Source organism: Streptomyces sp. NPDC017529, assembly GCF_044329785.1.
Lineage (GTDB): Bacteria > Actinomycetota > Actinomycetes > Streptomycetales > Streptomycetaceae > Streptomyces.
Genome location: NZ_JBIRJY010000036.1, coordinates 24,877 through 41,368, shown reverse-complemented (window position 1 = coordinate 41,368; position 16,492 = coordinate 24,877). Strand labels below are relative to the sequence as shown.

Here is a 16,492-nt window from a genome sequence, read left to right as displayed (position 1 = left end):
CGTGGGTTCCGGGTGGAGCCGGGCGAGATCGAGTCCGTCCTCGCCGCGCACCCCGACGTGGCCCAGGCCGCGGTCGTGGCGCGCGAGGACCGGCCGGGCGACCAGCGCCTCGTCGCCTATGTCGTCCCCGGCGCCGGGCGCGACCTCGACCCGCAGCTCCTGCGTGAGCATGTGGCCACGACGCTGCCCGACTACATGGTCCCGGCCGCGATCATGCTCCTGGAGGCGCTGCCGCTGACCGCGAACGGCAAGCTGGACCAGGCCGCGCTGCCGGCGTCCGACCCCGCCGAACGGGGTGCCGGGCGGGCGCCGGAGAGCGAGACGGAGAAGGCGCTCTGCGCGCTGTTCGCCGAAGTCCTCGGGCTCGAACGCGTCAGCGTGGACGACAACTTCTTCGACGTCGGCGGCAACTCGACACTGGCGATGCGCCTGGCCGGCCGCATCAGGACCGAACTCGGCGCCGAGCTGAGCATGCGGCACTTCTTCGGCGCGCCGACACCGATCGGTGTGGCACGGCTCCTGGAGTCGAAGGTACGTCCGGAGCTACGGCCGGTCGATCACCCGGACGCCATTCCCCTCTCGGCGGGCCAGTCGCGCCTGTGGCCGCCGGCCCAGCCGGGCGAGGCGGCGGAGCAGCAACTCCCGCTCGCGCTGCGCCTGGTCGGTGAGCTGGACCCGGCCGCGCTGGAGGAAGCCCTCACGGATGTCGCGGCACGCCACGACATCCTGCGTACGGTCTTCTCCGACACCGACACTGACACCGACACCGACGGCGGCGACGCGTACCAGCGGGTCCTGGACGCCGATGCCGCGCGTCCCTCCCTCGCGGTGGTCCCCGCGGCCGAGGATCAGCTGCCGGGTCTGCTGCGCTCCCACGCCCGGCGCCGGTTCGACCTCGTACGGGAGACGCCCTGGTCGCAGCACCTGTTCGCGCTGTCGGACACCGAGCACGTACTGCTTCTCGTCCTGCACCGGATCGCCGCGGACGACGCTTCGTTGGACGTGCTCGTCCGCGACCTGGCGGCCGCCTACGGCGCCCGGCGTGAGGGGCGGGCCCCGGAACGAGCTCCGCTGCCCCTCCAGTTCGCCGACTACGCGCTGTGGGAGCAGGAGCTGTTCCGGAGCGAGCAGGACCCGGACAGCCTGATCAGCGACCAGCTCACCTACTGGAAGAACACCCTGGCCGACGTGCCGGCGTGGACGCCGCTGCCCACCGACCGGCCGCGGCCCCCGCGGCCCGTCCACCGGATGGACTCCGTTCCGCTGAGCCTGGACGCCGAGGCGCACGACCAACTGATGGAAGCCGCCGAAGACGCGGGTGCGACGGCCTTCATGGCGGTGCACGCCGCACTCGCCCTCCTGCTCACCCGGCTCGGTGCGGGCACCGACCTCACGTTCGGGACCATGCTCCTGCGCCGGGACGAAGAAGAGGGCCTGGACGCCGTGGTGGGCCCCCTCACCGACTGGCTGCCGCTGCGCACGGACACCTCGGGTGATCCCGCGTTCAGCGAGCTGCTCGGCCGGGTCCGGGAGATCACCTTGTCCGCGCACGCGTACAAGGACGTGCCCTTCGAGCACGTGGTGGACGCGTTGGCGTCGCCCCCTGCGGAAGGGGCGCACCCGGTGTTTCAGATCCTGCTGGACATGCGGGACGACATCGCCGAGAAGTGGGACACGCCGGAGCTGCCGGGCCTGGACACCACGCGCCTCCCGCTGGCGGCCGCGACGTCGGCGATGGACCTGTCGTTCGACCTCGTCGAGCGGCAGGAGGACGACGGCACCCCGGACGGCATCGACGGCGCCCTGCACTACGCCACGGAGCTCTTCGACCGGTCCACCGCCGCTTCCCTCGCGAACCGGCTCGTGCGCGTCCTGGAACAGGTCGCGGCCGAACCGCAGCTGCGGGTGAGCCAGGTGGACGTGCTGCTGGACCGGTTCGAGCACCGTCAGGTGGTGGAGACCTGGAACGACACGGCGGCCGAGGTTCCGGACGGCACCGTGGTCGAGTTGCTGGCCGAGCGGGCGGCCCGTACGCCCGAGGCCCTCGCCGTCACGGACCGGGACGGTGCCCTCACCTACGGCGCGCTGGACACGGCGGCCGGTCTGCTCGCCAGGCGGCTGGCCGAGCGAGGGACCGGGCCGGAGGATGTCGTGGTGGTGGCGCTGCCGCCCGGCGCCAGGCTCGTGGCGGCACTGCTGGCCGTTTTCAAGGCCGGTGCCGCCTGCCACTTCGTCGACCCCGCCCAGCCGGTCGGCGAGCGGTTCCCCGCCCTGCGCCGGAGGCGTCCGACCGCACTGGTCTGCACACCGGCCACGGCCCGACTGCTGCCCGCCGACTATGCGATCCCGGTCGTGGCAGCCCACCCGGCGCCGTCCGCGGTGTACGGCGTGCCGTACCAGGCGTCTCCCGCCCGTACGCCCCTGCCCGGCCAGGCGGCCCTGGTGCTCGGCGCCACGGCGGGGGCGGTGGTCGAACACCGTGCCCTGGTCAATCAAGTGGCGCATCAGATGCACACCACGCAGGCGGACCACAGGGTGACCCTGGACGTCAGGGCACCCGCCTCCGCGCTGGTCACGCCGCTGCTCGCGGCCCTGTGCGCCGGGCACGAGGTCCTGCTCGGCGTGCCCGGCCAGGACCTCCCGCCGTCCGGCACAGCAGAAGGTACGGCTCTGCTGGTCACCACCCGTGAGCAGCTGCCGGCCGTCGGGCGCCCCCAGGCCGGCCGGTCACCGTACGCGGAGGTCGTGGTGGTGGACGGCGAACACCCGTCCACCGGCGACCTGGCGAAGTGGCGGGCACACCATCCGGACGGTGCGCTGGTCAGGGGACACGGCGCGGCGGAGACGGCCGGCTCGTGGCTGGCCCGGCGGCACGAGTCCGGGGAGCCGCTGCCCGCGGACGCGTCCGCCGGGCGGCCGGTGTGGAACACCCGCGCGTTCGTACTGGACGATCGGCTGCGCCCGGTGCCGCCGGCCGTCACCGGCGACCTGTACGTCGCGGGGGCCTCGCTGGCGCGCGGTTACGGCGGGGCGCCGGGGCTGACCGGCGCACGGTTCGTCGCCTGCCCGTTCGGTCCCGACGGGGCGCGGATGCTCCGTACCGGCGAGCGGGCCAAGTGGACCGGCGACGGCTTGCTGACGGTGTCGGAGCAGAGCCGGGACGGGGCCGGGCCGGCAGCGGCCCTGAGCGTCGTCAGGAACCGCGACGACCTCGGGGTGCTGCTGCCGCTGCGCTCGGAAGGCAGCCGCCCGCCGCTGTTCTGCGTGCATCACACCACCGGACTGGCCTGGGGCTACGCGGCCATCCTCCAGCACCTGCCGCCGGACCGGCCGGTCTACGGGGTGCAGGCGCGCGGCCTCGCCGGTCCCGAGCCGCTGCCGCGGAGCGTCGAGGAGATGGCGGCCGACTACGCCGACCGGATCCGGGACGTCCAGCCCGACGGCCCGTACCACCTCCTCGGGTGGTCCGTCGGCGGGGTGTTCGCGCAGGCGGTCGCCACCAGGCTGGAGGAACTGGGCGCGGAGGTGGCGCTGCTCGCGGTGCTCGACGGCTATCCCACCGCCCCCGGCAGGCTCGCCGTCGGCGAGGACGCCGCCGGCGGGCCCGGCGGGGCCACGCGTCCGGGGCGTGAACTCCAGATGCCACCCGGGGAGGAGGCGCCCCCCACGGCAGGCGTGAGCGGCCCGCTCATGACGAACATGCGGGAGGTCACGCAGCACACGGTCCAGATCGCATGGGACCACACACCGCGGCTGTTCCGGGGCGACCTCATGCTCTTCGTCGCGACCCAGGACCGGCCGGCGGAACTGCCGATACCGGAGGCGGTCGAGACGTGGCGGCCCTACACGGCCGGTGCGATCGTGACGCACGAAGTCGACGCCAACCACAACGACATGCTCCAGCGGGCCCACTTGTCGCGCATCGGGCGCGTCATCGCGGACACCCTCCGCGGGGCGAGCGAGGCACCGCAAGGGACGGCCCCGGCGGAACCGGGGCGAGCGGACCGTACGAGGTGAGGAACCCGGCGGGCGCGGCAGTTCAGGCCGCCGCGCCCGCCGGCCCGCGCGTATCGCCGGCCCGCGGGTGCGCGGAAAAGCCGAATCCGTGAACATTTGCGGCGTTCGAGAAAAGCGGCGCGGCAGGTGATGCATGTGCCGGAGAAGCGGCAGGCGCAGCGAATTACCCTCGCGGAAAGGCGAGGGTGCGAGAAAAGGCCGAAGGGGGCCCGCACATGACGAAGCCGGCAGAATCTCCCAAACGACAGCACCGTATCGGGGCCAAGGCGATGGAGCCCCCCGCTTTCATGCAGCGGAACGGGCAGAACCCGTCGCCCGAACTGAGCCGGATGAGCGCGGAAACACCGCTCGTCGAGGAGACGGGGCCCGGCCCCAGCGACTGGATCGCCACCGGCCGCGAAGAGGTGCGGGCGATCCTCGGCGACGCGCAACGGTTCAGCACGCGGCCGCCCGCGGACAGCGAGGCGGACTCCCGCCGGCTGACCCAGGTCGGCAACCTGCTGCAGTACGACCCGCCCGAGCACACCCGGCTGCGCAAGATGCTGACGCCGGAGTTCACCATGCGGCGGATGCGCAGGATGGAACCCATCATCGAAGGCGTCGTGGCGGACCGGCTGGACGTCATGGAGCGGGCCGGCCGGCCCGCCGACCTCATGCGGCACGTCGCCTGGCCCGTGCCCGGCCTGGTCGCCTGCGGGCTGCTCGGCGTACCCCGTGACGACCAGGCCGAACTGGCGCGCAACCTGGACCTGAGCCGGCGCAACGACCGGCCGCGCAGACTGGTACAGGCCGCGGTGAACGCCTTCGAGGGGTACCTGGACAGGTTCATCGCGCAAAAGCGCGCCGACCCCGGCGGAGACGACCTGATCAGCATGCTGATCAAGGAGTACGGGGACGGCGTCAGCGACAAGGAGCTGGTGGGGTTCTCCGACTCCCTCCTGGCCGGCGGGCTGGAGAACATGGCCGGGATGCTCGGACTCGGCACGCTGACCCTGCTGGAACACCCCGACCAGCTCGCCCTGCTCAGGGAGCGGCCGGAGCTGATGGGCCAGGCGGTGGAGGAGATGCTCCGCTACTCTTCCGTCGCGCCGATGGCCTCGCCCCGCACCGCCCTGGTGGACGTGCCGATGGCGGGCCGCACGATGAAGGCCGGCGAGATCGTGTCCTGCTCACTGCTCGCGGTCAACCGCTCCCAGTGCCCCGACGCGTCGCGGGACGGCTTCGACATCGCCCGCGAGAACAACAACCACATGGCCTTCGGGCACGGCATCCACCACTGCGTCGGCGCGGCACTGGCCCGGATGGAGCTGCGGATCGCCTTCACCAGGCTGCTGGAGCGCTTCCCCGGCCTGCGGCTGGCCGTACCGGCGGAGGAAGTGCGCTACCGGCCGCAGGGGCTGTCGGTCTACGGCATCGAGACGCTGCCGCTCGCCTGGTAGGGGGAGTACCACGCGGGACGCCGGAGCGACGAGGGCCGCGCACGGGTACGCGCGGACTGTCCAAGTGGCGCAATCGGTCCGTTGGACAGCGGCCCCTGCCGCGGACGGACCGCCCTCGTGCCGTACACCCCGCGTCCTGTATTCCCAACGATTCCCGACCGGCCTCGTGTGCCCTGCGCACTTCCCATGCCGGGCGGGAAAAGAGAGAAAAGAAATGGTTCCCGAGCCCGCTGTGCAAGGGGGCATGCCGGATTTTGGACAGCTTTGTAGGGGCCCGGTAAGAGTGCCATCCTGAGCGTCCTGTCCGAAGCGGCCGGGAACGGGCTCTTTCAACAACTGATGCCCGCGGGGGAATCTATGGCTGTAAAGGGTGTAGTCCACGATGCGCTGCCGGTGCGCGACATCGCGCAATCCGGTGCGGCGCCGACGCTGCGCAAGGCCGATCTGCACGCCAGCGTCCGTGATCCGGTCCTGGAAACGATGACCTTCCTGAACGAGGTCACCTACCGCTATCCCGACGCGATCTCCTTCGCGCCGGGCCGCCCGTACGACGGCTTCTTCGACATCGAGCAGATCTTCGGCCACCTCCGCAGGTACCTCGACCACGAGGCCGGGCAGGGGCGGACACCGGAGCAACTGCGCACCCTCATGTACCAGTACGGGCCGGTCGCCGGCCAGATCCGCGAGATCATCGCCGACTCCCTGCGCGAGGACGAGCGCATCGACGTCCCGGCCGAGTCCATCGTGGTGACCGTCGGCGCCCAGGAGGCCATGCTGCTGGTGCTGCGGGCGCTCGTCACCGGCCCCGAGGACGCCTTCCTGGTCTCCAGCCCGTGCTTCATGGGCATCACCGGCGCGGCCCGGCTCCTGGACATCCCCGTGACGCCGGTGGCGGAGAGCGAGGACGGGTTCTCCCGCGCCGCGCTGGAGGCGGCGATCGCGAAGGAGCGGTCGCGGGGCCGCCGCCCCCGGGCCTTCTACGTGATACCCGACCACTCCAATCCCAGCGGGGCCACGATGAGCCTGCGGGCCCGCGCCGAACTGCTGGACTGCGCGGCGCGCCACGACATCCTCGTCGTGGAGGACAGCCCGTACCGGCTGGTCAGCCCGGGGCCGCCGCTGCCGACGCTGAAGGTCCTGGACAAGGACCGCCGGGTCGTGCACCTGGGGTCCTTCGCCAAGACGGTCTTTCCCGGCGCCCGCCTGGGCTTCGTCGTCGCCGACCAGCCGGTCGTGGACGACGCGGGCCGCACCACGCTGCTCGCGGACGAACTCGCCAAGATCAAAAGCATGGTGACGGTCAACACGCCCGCACTGAGCCAGGCCGTGGTGGCGGGCACCCTGCTGGCCGCGAACGGCCGGCTCTCGGAGCTGAACGCGCGGGCGGCCGTCCACTACGACGCGGCCATGCGGCTGACGCTCCGGCACCTGGACCAGTGCTTGCCCGCGGCCCGGCGGGCCGCCCTGGGAGTGCGCTGGAACCGGCCGGCGGGCGGCTTCTTCCTGGGAGTACGGGTGCCCTTCCGCGCGGACAACGCCGCACTGGCACGGTCCGCCGAGGACTTCGGTGTCATCTGGACACCGATGCACTACTTCCATCCGGACGGTGGCGGCCTCGACGAACTGAGGCTGTCGATCAGCTATGTGACGCCCGCCGACATCGCGGAGGGCGTCGCAAGGCTCGCGCGCTTCATCGAGGCGCAGAGCGAGCCGTCATGACGGCCTATGACCCGTGCCGAAAGGGTCTTCGTAAGAAGGGCGGCGGAAATGACCAGTATCAGTGGCGCACGGCAGCCGCGTAGCAGGCGACGTATGTGGGGGTGGACGTTCCGATGACCGTCATCGTGGAATCTCCGGAGTTCCTGGACACGGGAACCCTGGAAGCAGGAATCCTGGCGACCGAGCACCGCACCGCGGTGGCACTCGGCCGGCCCCGGATGATCGGAGTGGGCACGGCGACGAGCGCCACGTCCTACTCGCAGCAAGAAGTACTGGACGCCTTCGGGATCACCGATCCCCGTATCCGTTCCGTCTTCCTCAACAGCGCCATCGACCGGCGTCACCTCGCGCTCCCCGCCCCTGACAGCAACGGCGTCCGGGCCCCGGAGCCGCAGGGCGACCTGCTCGACAAACACAAGCGCATGGCCCTGGACATGGGAGCCGAGGCCCTGCTCGCCTGCCTGAAGCGCGCCGGCGCCCAACTGTCGGACCTGCGCCACCTGTGCTGCGTGACCACCACCGGCTTCCTCACTCCCGGTCTCAGCGCGCTTCTCATCCGGGAACTGGGCATCGACCGGCACTGCAGCCGCTCCGACATCGTGGGCATGGGCTGCAACGCGGGCCTGAACGCCCTCAACGTGGTGTCCGGCTGGTCCGCCGCGAACCCGGGCGAACTCGCCGTCGTCCTGTGCGTGGAAGCGTGCTCGGCGGCCTACGCGGTGGACTCGACGATGCGGACCGCCGTCGTCAACAGCCTGTTCGGTGACGGCGCCGCGGCCGTGGCGCTGATGACCAACCCGGTCACGGTCCGGCCTGCCGCCCCCGAGGCGCCGGCCACCCGTGTCAGGGCCGTCCCCGCGCTGCCGCCCACGGCGGAGCAGGCCACCGCGTCCGAGGAGTTGGCCGACGCGCCCGCCGCGGCCGTCATCGTGCTGATGACGAGCCCGGACACGGTCAAGTCACCCGCACCTCGCGCAGTGGCCGCGGGTGCCAGGACCCTGGCAGCGGTGCCGGCCGCGGAGGAGCCGGTCACCGTTCCCGAGGCCCTGGCCGCCGTGCCGGCCGTCCGCGAGGGCCCCAGCATCCTGAAGTTCGCCAGCTGCATCATCCCCGAGGCGGTCGACGCCATGCGGTACGACTGGGACCGCGACCAGGGCAGGTTCAGCTTCTACCTCGACCCGCTGATCCCGTACGTGGTGGGCGCGCACGCCGAGATCGCCGTCGACCGCCTGCTGGCGGGCACGGGACTGCGCCGGAGCGACATCGGCCACTGGCTGGTGCACTCGGGCGGCAAGAAGGTGATCGACGCCGTCGTGGTCAACCTCGGGCTGACCCGGCACGACGTGCGGCACACCACCGGCGTGCTGCGGGACTACGGCAACGTGTCCAGCGGCTCGTTCCTCTTCTCCTACGAACGCCTCCTCGAAGAGGAGGCCGCCAAGCCCGGTGAGTACGGAGTGCTCATGACCATGGGGCCGGGCTCCACGATCGAAACGGCGCTGGTCCGATGGTGACCCCGGAGGGTGCTATGGAGTACACGCTCACGCTGGAGATCGACGGGAGCGAGCCGCTGACGCCGGCGTCCGTCAAGGCCCTCACCAGCCTCTGCGACCGGGCCGAGGACCAGGGCGGGTCCGGCGTCGTCACGCTGCACGTCACCGGAGTCCCGGACCGGGGCTGGGCCGGCGGGCTGGACGTGACACTGGTCAGCAAGTGGGAACGCGCGCTGCGCCGCCTGGAGCGGCTCCCGATGGCCACCCTCGCGGTGGCCCGCGGGGAGTGCGGCGGCCCGGCGCTCGACGCCTTCCTGGCCGCCGACATCCGCGTCGCGGTGCTCGGCACCAGACTGGTGTTGCAGAGCGACGGTTCGGCCACCTGGCCCGGCATGGCCGGCTACCGGCTCGTCCAGCTGGCGGGTGCCGCCCGGCCCCGCAAAGCCGTTCTGTTCGGCCTGCCGATCGAGGCGCCCGAGGCCCTGGCGCTCGGCGTCGTCGACGAGTTGGTCGACGACCCGGAGAAGGCCGTCGCGGCCGCCGCCGGGCTGGTCAGCGGCCTGTCCGGCAAGGAGCTCGCAATCCGCAGGCAACTGCTGTTCGACGCCGGGACGACCAGCTTCGAGGAGGCCCTCGGCGCACACCTGGCCGCCTGCGACCGGGCCCTGCGGGGCACCGCGCAGGAGGCCTCATGACCACCCTGGACTCTCCCAGGGCACCGGCCCTGGAGGTCTGGCCGGCGCTGCGCGAGGCCGCCGCGCGAGCCGAGGAACTGGTGGCGTCGCTGCCGGTGCCCGGCTCGCGCACCGCCGCCCAGCGGGCCGGGGCCGCGGCGGCGAAGGACGCGGCCCGCGCCCTGCGGGTCCGCTTCCTGGAGGCGCATGCCGACGCCGTGTACGACGAACTCACCGAGGGCCGCACCGTGCACCTGCGGCTCGCGGAACTGGTGGAGGCCGCCGCGGCCGCGTTCCCCTCCTTGGTGCCGACGGCCGCGCAGCTGGCCGGGGACCGCGGCCGCCGCCAGGCGGACAAGGAGGGGCACGAGATCGACCAGGGCATCTTCCTCAAGGCGGTGCTCGGGTCCCCGTCCGCCGGCCCGCACCTGATCGACGCCATGCTGCGGCCCACACCACGGGCTCTGGAACTGCTGCCCGGGTTCCGCCGCACGGGCGTCGTACGGACACCGTCGGTCCTGCTGGAGCGGCGGGACGGGGCGGCGTACCTGACGATGTGCCGCGACGACTGCCTCAACGCCGAGGACGTCCGGCAGGTCGACGACATGGAGACCGCCGTCGACCTCGCGCTGCTCGACCCGGACGTGCGGGTGGGAGTGCTGCGCGGAGGCGAGATGACGCACCCCCGCTACCGGGGGAAACGGGTCTTCAGCGCGGGCATCAACCTCAAGAGCCTGCACGCCGGCGAGATCTCGCTGGTCGGCTTCCTGCTCCGCCGCGAACTGGGCTACCTCCACAAGATCGTCAGGGGGGTGCTGGCCGACCACGACGGGGCCTGGCACGCGCGCACCGTCGACAAGCCCTGGATCGCCGCCGTCGACACGTTCGCCATCGGCGGCGGCATGCAGCTGCTCCTGGTCTGCGACCACGTACTGGCCGCCTCGGACGCCTACTTCACCCTCCCCGCCGCCCGCGAGGGCATCGTGCCGGGGGCCGGCAACTTCCGGCTGGGCCGGCACACGGGACCGCGCGTCTCCCGGCAGGTCATCCTCCAGGGGCGCCGGCTCCGGGCCACCGAGCCCGACGCCCGGCTGGTGGCCGACGAGGTGGTGGAACCGGAGGAGATGGACGCCGCCGTCGCCGGCAGCGTCGCGCGGCTGCGCGGCGAGGCGGTCCTCGCCAACCGCAGGATGCTCAACCTCGCCGAGGAACCGCCGGAGGAGTTCCGGCGCTACATGGCCGAGTTCGCGCTGCAACAGGCCCTGCGGCTCTACGGCGAGGACGTCATCGCCAAGGTCGGCCGCTTCACGGAGCGTTCCGCATGACCGGAGCCGCCGCACCGCCGCGCGGCGGGTGAAGGGAGAAGCAGATGCCGGTGGCGAGGATCAACGACATCGCCCTCAGCTACGACGAGTACGGCGCCGGGGAACCGGTCGTGATGATCACCGGCACCGGGGCGCCCGGCCGCGTGTGGCGCGCCTACCAGGTACCCGCGTTGAAGGCGGCGGGGTACCGGGTCGTCACCATCGACAACCGCGGCATCCCGCCGAGCGACGGGTGCGGGCCGGACTTCACCCTCGACGACATGGTGGCGGACGTCGCCGGGCTGATCGAACACCTCGGTACGGGACCGTGCCGGGCCGTGGGGTTCTCGCTGGGCGCGATCGCGTTGCAGGAACTGCTCGTCGCCCGGCCCGAACTCGTCAGCGAGGCCGTGCTGATGGCGACGAGCGGCCGGGCCGACACCTTCATCCGCGCCATGGCGGCCGCCGACGTCGAACTGTGCGACAGCGGGATCAAGCTCCCTCCCCGCTACGCGGCCCATGTGCAGGCCCTACAAAACCTGTCACCGCAGAGCCTCAACGACGAGGAACGGCTCAGCGGCTGGCTGGACGTCTTCGAGATGTCGGTGGCCGACCTCTCCGCGGTCCGGGGGCAGCTGGAGATCCAGGTGATCCCGGACCGGCGGCCGGCGTACCGGGCCATCCGCTGCCCCTGCCTGGTCATCGGATTCCGGGAGGACCTGGTCGTCAGGCCGCACCTGGCGCGCGAGGTCGCCGACAGCATTCCGGGCGGCAGGTACACCGAGATATCCGGATGCGGTCACTACGGATACCTCGAAAAACCGGAAGCGGTGAATTCCGCGATCATCGATTTCTTCGCCGGCCGGACGCTGCGAACGCCGTGAATTACGGCGGACGGCTGCCGGTGAATGGTGAAGGGGCGTGCCTGTCCAACCGGTTGGCAGTGCCGTCCTTGTCGGGCCCGCCGGGCCCGGTTTATCGTCAATCAGGTTCCAAGTCACAAAGCAGAACCCACCAGGGTGTACTGAACAGGAGTGATCGTGGCTAATCCGTTCGACGACGAAAACGGTACTTTCCTGGTTCTGGTGAACGAGGAGAACCAGCATTCGCTCTGGCCCGCCTTCGCCGAGGTTCCGGCCGGCTGGCGGGTCGTTTTCGGAGAGGACACCCGCACGGCGTGCCTGGCGTACGTCGAGGAGAACTGGACGGACCTGCGTCCGCAGAGCCTCATCGACGAGATGAACAAGCAGGAAGCCGCCGGCTGAACCGGGCCCACCCGACCATGACGACAAGACGGAGGTGTTATCTGTGGCCATGATGGGTGGCCCAGGGCCGATCATAATGAGAGGGGACGCGCCGGACCCCACGGCAGCCAGGCAGCAGGTCAAACGCGGCACGGTGAAACGGATTCTGCCTTACACGCATCCGCACCGCCGCCAAATCACCCTTCTGCTGGTCATGACGACGTTGAACGCCGCCAGCGCTGTGGCTCCACCGCTCCTGCTCAAGTACCTCATTGACAACGGTATTCTCGTCCGCGATGTCTCGATCGTCGTCTGGGCTGCCGTCGCGGTCGCCGTGCAGGCGATCCTGGCCGTTCTCCTGGGATATGCCGAGACCTGGTATTCGGCCCGTGTCAGTGAAGGACTCGTCTACGATCTGCGCACCAAAGTCTTCGACCACGTGCAGCGGCAGCCGCTCGCGTTCTTCACCCGGGCCCAGACCGGCGCACTGGTCAGCAGGCTGAACACCGACGTGATCGGCGCCCAACAGGCGGTCACACAGCTGCTCTCGACGGCGTTCTCCGCCGGACTCACCCTGGTATTCGTGCTGGTCACGATGTTCTACCTGTCCTGGGTCGTCACCCTGCTGTCCCTGGCGCTGATCCCGTTCTTCATCCTGCCCGGCCGGGTCATCGGCCGCCGGATGCAGCGGCTCGTGCGGCAGCACATGCAGATCAACGCCGAGATGGGCTCCATGATGCAGGAGCGCTTCAACGTGATCGGCGCGCTGCTGGCCAAGCTGTACGGCCGCCCGGAGACCGAGACGGGCCAGTTCTCGAAGCTGGCCGCCAGGGGACGCGAGGTCGGCATCCGGCACTCCGTCGCCATGAAGATGCTCTTCCTCTCGACGATGTTCGTGGGCTCCCTGGCCACCGCCGCGGTGTACGGCGTCGGCGGCGCCCTGGTCATCAACGGCGCCTTCCAGCTCGGTTCGCTGGTGGCGCTGGCCACGCTGCTGACCCGCCTGATGGCCCCGGTCGGACAGCTCTCCAACGCCCAGGCGGACCTGATGACCGCGCTCGTCAGCTTCGACCGGCTCTTCGAGGTCCTCGACCTCAAACCGCTGATCGCCGAGAAACCGGACGCGATCGCCCTGCCCGCTCCAGGCGGCACCACGAAGGCGCCGGCCATCGAGTTCGACGGCGTGTCGTTCCGCTACCCGAAGGCGTCCGACGTCTCGCTCGCCTCACTGGAGACGATCGCCCTGCCCGCACAGGAGCGCACCGACAACGCATGGACGCTGCGCGACCTGACCTTCACCGTGCCGGCCGGGAAACTCACCGCGCTGGTCGGCCTCTCGGGCGCCGGCAAGACGACCATCACCCACCTGGTGCCGCGCCTGTACGACCCGGTGGAGGGCACCGTCCGCATCGGCGGCCACGACCTCAGGGACCTGACCCTGCGGTCGCTGAACGACACGGTCGGCATGGTCACCCAGGACGCGCACCTCTTCCACACGACCATCCGCGAGAACCTGGCCTACGCCCGGCCGGACGCCACCGAACAGGAACTGGTCGACGCCTGCAAGGCGGCCCAGATCTGGAACCTGATCGAGCTGCTGCCCGACGGCCTGGACACCGTGGTCGGCGACCGCGGGTACCGGCTCTCCGGCGGTGAGAAGCAGCGCATCGCCATGGCGCGGCTGCTGCTCAAGGCACCGCCGGTCGTCGTGCTGGACGAGGCCACCGCGCACCTCGACTCGGAGTCCGAGGCGGCGCTCCAGCGGGCGCTGAAGATCGCGCTGGCCGGCCGGACCTCGCTGGTGATCGCCCACCGGCTCTCCACCATCCGGGACGCCGACCAGATTCTCGTCATCCGCGAGGGGCGGGTCCAGGAGAGCGGAACCCACGAGGAACTGCTGGCGCTGGACGGGGCCTACGCGGAGCTGTACCGCACGCAGTTCTCGGGGCAGTCGAGGAACGGCGCCGCCCCGCCACCGGACCCCGAGCCGGTCGGCACCGGCCCGGTCCGGTTCATGGGGCCGGGCCCCGGCGGCCCCGGTGGTCCCGGCGGCCCCGGTGGTCCCGGAGGACCGGGCTTCTTCGGCGGCCCCGGCGGCCCGGGACCGATGGGCCCCGGTCCGGGGTGACCCGTCTGAAGCGCCCTGGCGGTGTCCGCGACGTCGTACGCGACGGACCGGGCACCGCTTCGCGTGCGCCGGCTCTCACCCTTCGGCGCGACCGGCCTCCACCGCGGACTCCCGCGGCGTGGCCGAGCCGGCGGCTCCGAACAGCACGTCGACCCCGGTGGCCCGCCGCGCCCCACCGGCACGGTCCGCCCCGGCCGGCTCGCCGCCCGGTTCCTCGCCGGTGCCGCCGGCCGCCGTCTCCGGCGGAGCCGCCGCCAGGACCGTACGCTCCGGAAGCAGCGCCAGCACGGCCTGCCGGTGCGCTTCGCTCGTCGCGTCGTCGAACGGGTCGGGCGTGGCCGGGACCTGGAGGCGGAGCACCGGCCCGCCGCCGAGCCTGGCGTAGCCGCGGCCCGGCGGCACGTCGGACGTCGGCGTGGTGTGCGGCGGCGCCCCGAGCACCGCCTGCACCTCCTCCGGGGCGGCCGGACCGAGCACGACCCGGGCCCGGGTGTGCGTCAGTACCGGCTCGCCGAGGAGCGCGGTGCTGTCGAGCTGGTCGGCCACCACCACCGTCACGTACGCCGCCCGGCCGTGCCGCAACGGCACCTGCAGCAGGTTCTGCGGGTCCTCCCGGCCCTCGGCCGCCGCGAGATGGGCCAGCGCCGTCGGCCGGTCCAGGATGATCCACAGTGGCCGGCGGGTGTCCTCCGGGGCCTGCTGCCCGACCTGCCGCGCGCGGTTGGCGGTGATCAGCCGCCGCTCGGTCTCGTGCGCCGCCCACTCCAGGGTCGCGAGCGCGCCCGACAGCCCGGTCTCGACGCCCATGACGCCCGCCCGCCCCGCCAGACACGCGTACTCGCCGGTGCCGCTGCCGTCGATCACCAGGACGTCGCCGTGCGCCAGCGCCTGCAGGGCGACGGCCCGCAGCAGCGTCGTGGTGCCGGCGCCCGGCTGCCCCAGCGCGAGCAGATGCGGCTCGGTCGAGCGCGGGCCGGTCCGCCACACCACCGGCGGCACGTCCCGCACCTCCTCGCCCGCCACCACCGGCAGCGTGCGCTGTACGGCGTCGGGGTCGGTGAACCCGAGCACGGTCTCTCCCTGCGTCGCCACGAACCGCTGCGCCGCGATGTCGGTCGGCAGCGGCGGCAGCACGGCCAGCACCAGCCGGTTCGACTCCTCGTGCCAGGTGAAGTGGTACTCCCTGCCGCGCCCCGACTTGGCGTACAGCACCTGCTCGATCCGGTCACGGGACGCGGCCTCGCCGTCGGTGAAGTACGCCGGGTAGGTCAGGCACAGCCGGGACAGCCGCCCGCCGTCGTCGAACTCGTACTCGGCGAAGACGCTCTCCCAGTCCCCGTCGTGGGCGTACAGGGGACTGGGGTCGCCCTCGACCGCGAAGTACGGCACCAGCGCCTCGTACAGCGCCCGCAGCCGGCCGGTCTCCTCGTCGCCCGGCCCGGCGGGCTCCTCCGGCGGCTGCTCCCGGCCCGCCCAGGCGGCCGCCGCCATCACCGCGATGACGGCGAGCAGCGGACCGTAGGGCACCACCGCCATCGCCAGGACGCTGCCGCCGGCGATGAACAGCAGCGTGCCGCGCCGCTCCTTGGGCGTCGTGGACCAGCGCCGCCCCCCGGCGGCCAGCAGCCGCCGCAGCCCCCGGCTGATCGTGATCAGCGGGTGGAACACGTCGGCGGCGCTGTCGGCGGCGGTACGCGCGAACTCGCGGCCGCGCGCGATGGGCGCGCTGTTGCTCAGGATGCGGGGCAGTGGACGCCGGGCCACATCGTCTCCTGGGGGTTCGGGATGCGGGACATGCGGTGGGTGCGCGGGCCTGGCCGCACCGGGCCGCCGGGGACGGCGGACGGCCGGGGCGGGCCACGGTCAGAGCTTGATGCCACCCAGGAGGTTGGCCAGGCTCGCACCGCCGGCCTTGATGCTCGGCGCGATCGCGGAGCCCGCGAGGTAGAAGCCGAAGAGCGCGCAGACGAGGGCGTGGGACACCTTGAGCCCGTCCTTGCGGAAGAACAGAAAGACGATGATGCCGAGCAGAACGACGCCGGAGATGGACAGAATCATGGAGTTCTCTCCTCGGTGGTGGGGACGGTCACCATGAGTCCTTCCAGCCTCACAGCAAGTACCAAGCCGCAAAAAGCTGCGAACGGGTGATTCACCGCCGAAACCCCCCAGCTGGCGCAACCCAGCTGTCCAGCCGGCCACCAGGGCTCACATAATTGCAGGTCAGGTACCTTCTTTCGGGGTCCGCCCGACACGCGGGACGGTCCGGCGGCCGGGCGTGTCGCCCCCGTTTCCGCCGTCGGTGCCCCTTGCTGCCGCGACCCCTGGCCGACCTGGACGGACCCCGGTTTACCGCGGACTTACGGGCACGCTGTGCAGGATGGACAAGGCTTGGCGACTGCCGCGTGCGTTGTGGCATTTGAGGAAGGAACCACCGTGCGGCTCTTCATCGTCCCGGTACCAGGCGCTGTGTCCGC

Annotated in this window: 11 protein-coding genes; 9 read left to right on the top strand and 2 right to left on the bottom strand. The window is 71.9% G+C overall.

Annotated features, from left to right (window positions below; all coding sequences use genetic code 11):
* From ACH4K4_RS37890 to ACH4K4_RS37850, 9 genes are all read left to right on the top strand, one after another.
* Nucleotides 1–4,017, top strand: a 4,017-nt coding sequence (locus ACH4K4_RS37890) for a condensation domain-containing protein (protein WP_398174644.1), incomplete at its 5' end; no start/stop codon positions are given.
* A 215-nt stretch (nucleotides 4,018–4,232) separates the two neighbouring features.
* Nucleotides 4,233–5,456: a cytochrome P450 gene (locus tag ACH4K4_RS37885; protein WP_398174641.1), complete on the top strand. Its 1,224-nt coding sequence runs from the start codon at nucleotides 4,233–4,235 to the stop codon at nucleotides 5,454–5,456.
* Between the two features lie 357 nt (nucleotides 5,457–5,813).
* Entirely contained in the window at nucleotides 5,814–7,175 is a 1,362-nt protein-coding gene (locus tag ACH4K4_RS37880; protein ID WP_398174638.1) for a PLP-dependent aminotransferase family protein, read from the top strand.
* Between the two features lie 143 nt (nucleotides 7,176–7,318).
* Nucleotides 7,319–8,689, top strand: coding sequence for a 3-oxoacyl-[acyl-carrier-protein] synthase III C-terminal domain-containing protein (locus ACH4K4_RS37875; RefSeq protein ID WP_398174653.1), 1,371 nt, complete (start codon nucleotides 7,319–7,321; stop codon nucleotides 8,687–8,689).
* 14 nt (nucleotides 8,690–8,703) lie between these two features.
* Entirely contained in the window at nucleotides 8,704–9,363 is a 660-nt protein-coding gene (gene dpgB, locus ACH4K4_RS37870) for an enoyl-CoA-hydratase DpgB (protein WP_398174635.1), read from the top strand.
* On the top strand, nucleotides 9,360–10,667 hold the full coding sequence (gene dpgC / locus ACH4K4_RS37865) for a (3,5-dihydroxyphenyl)acetyl-CoA 1,2-dioxygenase DpgC (RefSeq protein ID WP_398174632.1): 1,308 nt from the start codon (nucleotides 9,360–9,362) through the stop codon (nucleotides 10,665–10,667). The genes dpgB and dpgC overlap by 4 nt, the downstream gene beginning before the upstream one ends.
* Before the next feature lie 44 nt (nucleotides 10,668–10,711).
* Nucleotides 10,712–11,530, top strand: coding sequence for an alpha/beta fold hydrolase (locus ACH4K4_RS37860; RefSeq protein ID WP_398174629.1), 819 nt, complete (start codon nucleotides 10,712–10,714; stop codon nucleotides 11,528–11,530).
* Between the two features lie 156 nt (nucleotides 11,531–11,686).
* Complete coding sequence (locus ACH4K4_RS37855) at nucleotides 11,687–11,911, top strand: MbtH family protein (RefSeq protein ID WP_398174626.1); 225 nt, start codon at nucleotides 11,687–11,689, stop codon at nucleotides 11,909–11,911.
* Nucleotides 11,912–11,960: 49 nt separating this feature from the next.
* Nucleotides 11,961–14,018, top strand: coding sequence for an ABC transporter ATP-binding protein (locus ACH4K4_RS37850; RefSeq protein ID WP_398174650.1), 2,058 nt, complete (start codon nucleotides 11,961–11,963; stop codon nucleotides 14,016–14,018).
* Nucleotides 14,019–14,093: 75 nt separating this feature from the next.
* Here the strand turns inward: ACH4K4_RS37850 and ACH4K4_RS37845 are convergent, their stop codons facing one another.
* Nucleotides 14,094–15,782: a hypothetical protein gene (locus tag ACH4K4_RS37845; protein ID WP_398174624.1), complete on the bottom strand. Its 1,689-nt coding sequence runs from the start codon at nucleotides 15,780–15,782 to the stop codon at nucleotides 14,094–14,096.
* Between the two features lie 99 nt (nucleotides 15,783–15,881).
* Complete coding sequence (locus ACH4K4_RS37840; RefSeq protein ID WP_030019622.1) at nucleotides 15,882–16,076, bottom strand: hypothetical protein; 195 nt, start codon at nucleotides 16,074–16,076, stop codon at nucleotides 15,882–15,884.
* Nucleotides 16,077–16,492: the final 416 nt, after the last annotated feature.

Bases quoted from the DNA above. Each gene is read 5' to 3' on its own strand.
- dpgC (WP_398174632.1), top strand. From the start codon at position 9,360: ATGACCACCCTGGACTCTCCCAGGGCACCGGCCCTGGAGGTCTGGCCG.
- ACH4K4_RS37860 (WP_398174629.1), top strand. From the start codon at position 10,712: ATGCCGGTGGCGAGGATCAACGACATCGCCCTCAGCTACGACGAGTAC.
- ACH4K4_RS37840 (WP_030019622.1), bottom strand. From the start codon at position 16,076: ATGATTCTGTCCATCTCCGGCGTCGTTCTGCTCGGCATCATCGTCTTT.
- ACH4K4_RS37880 (WP_398174638.1), top strand. From the start codon at position 5,814: ATGGCTGTAAAGGGTGTAGTCCACGATGCGCTGCCGGTGCGCGACATC.
- dpgB (WP_398174635.1), top strand. From the start codon at position 8,704: ATGGAGTACACGCTCACGCTGGAGATCGACGGGAGCGAGCCGCTGACG.
- ACH4K4_RS37885 (WP_398174641.1), top strand. From the start codon at position 4,233: ATGACGAAGCCGGCAGAATCTCCCAAACGACAGCACCGTATCGGGGCC.
- ACH4K4_RS37850 (WP_398174650.1), top strand. From the start codon at position 11,961: ATGATGGGTGGCCCAGGGCCGATCATAATGAGAGGGGACGCGCCGGAC.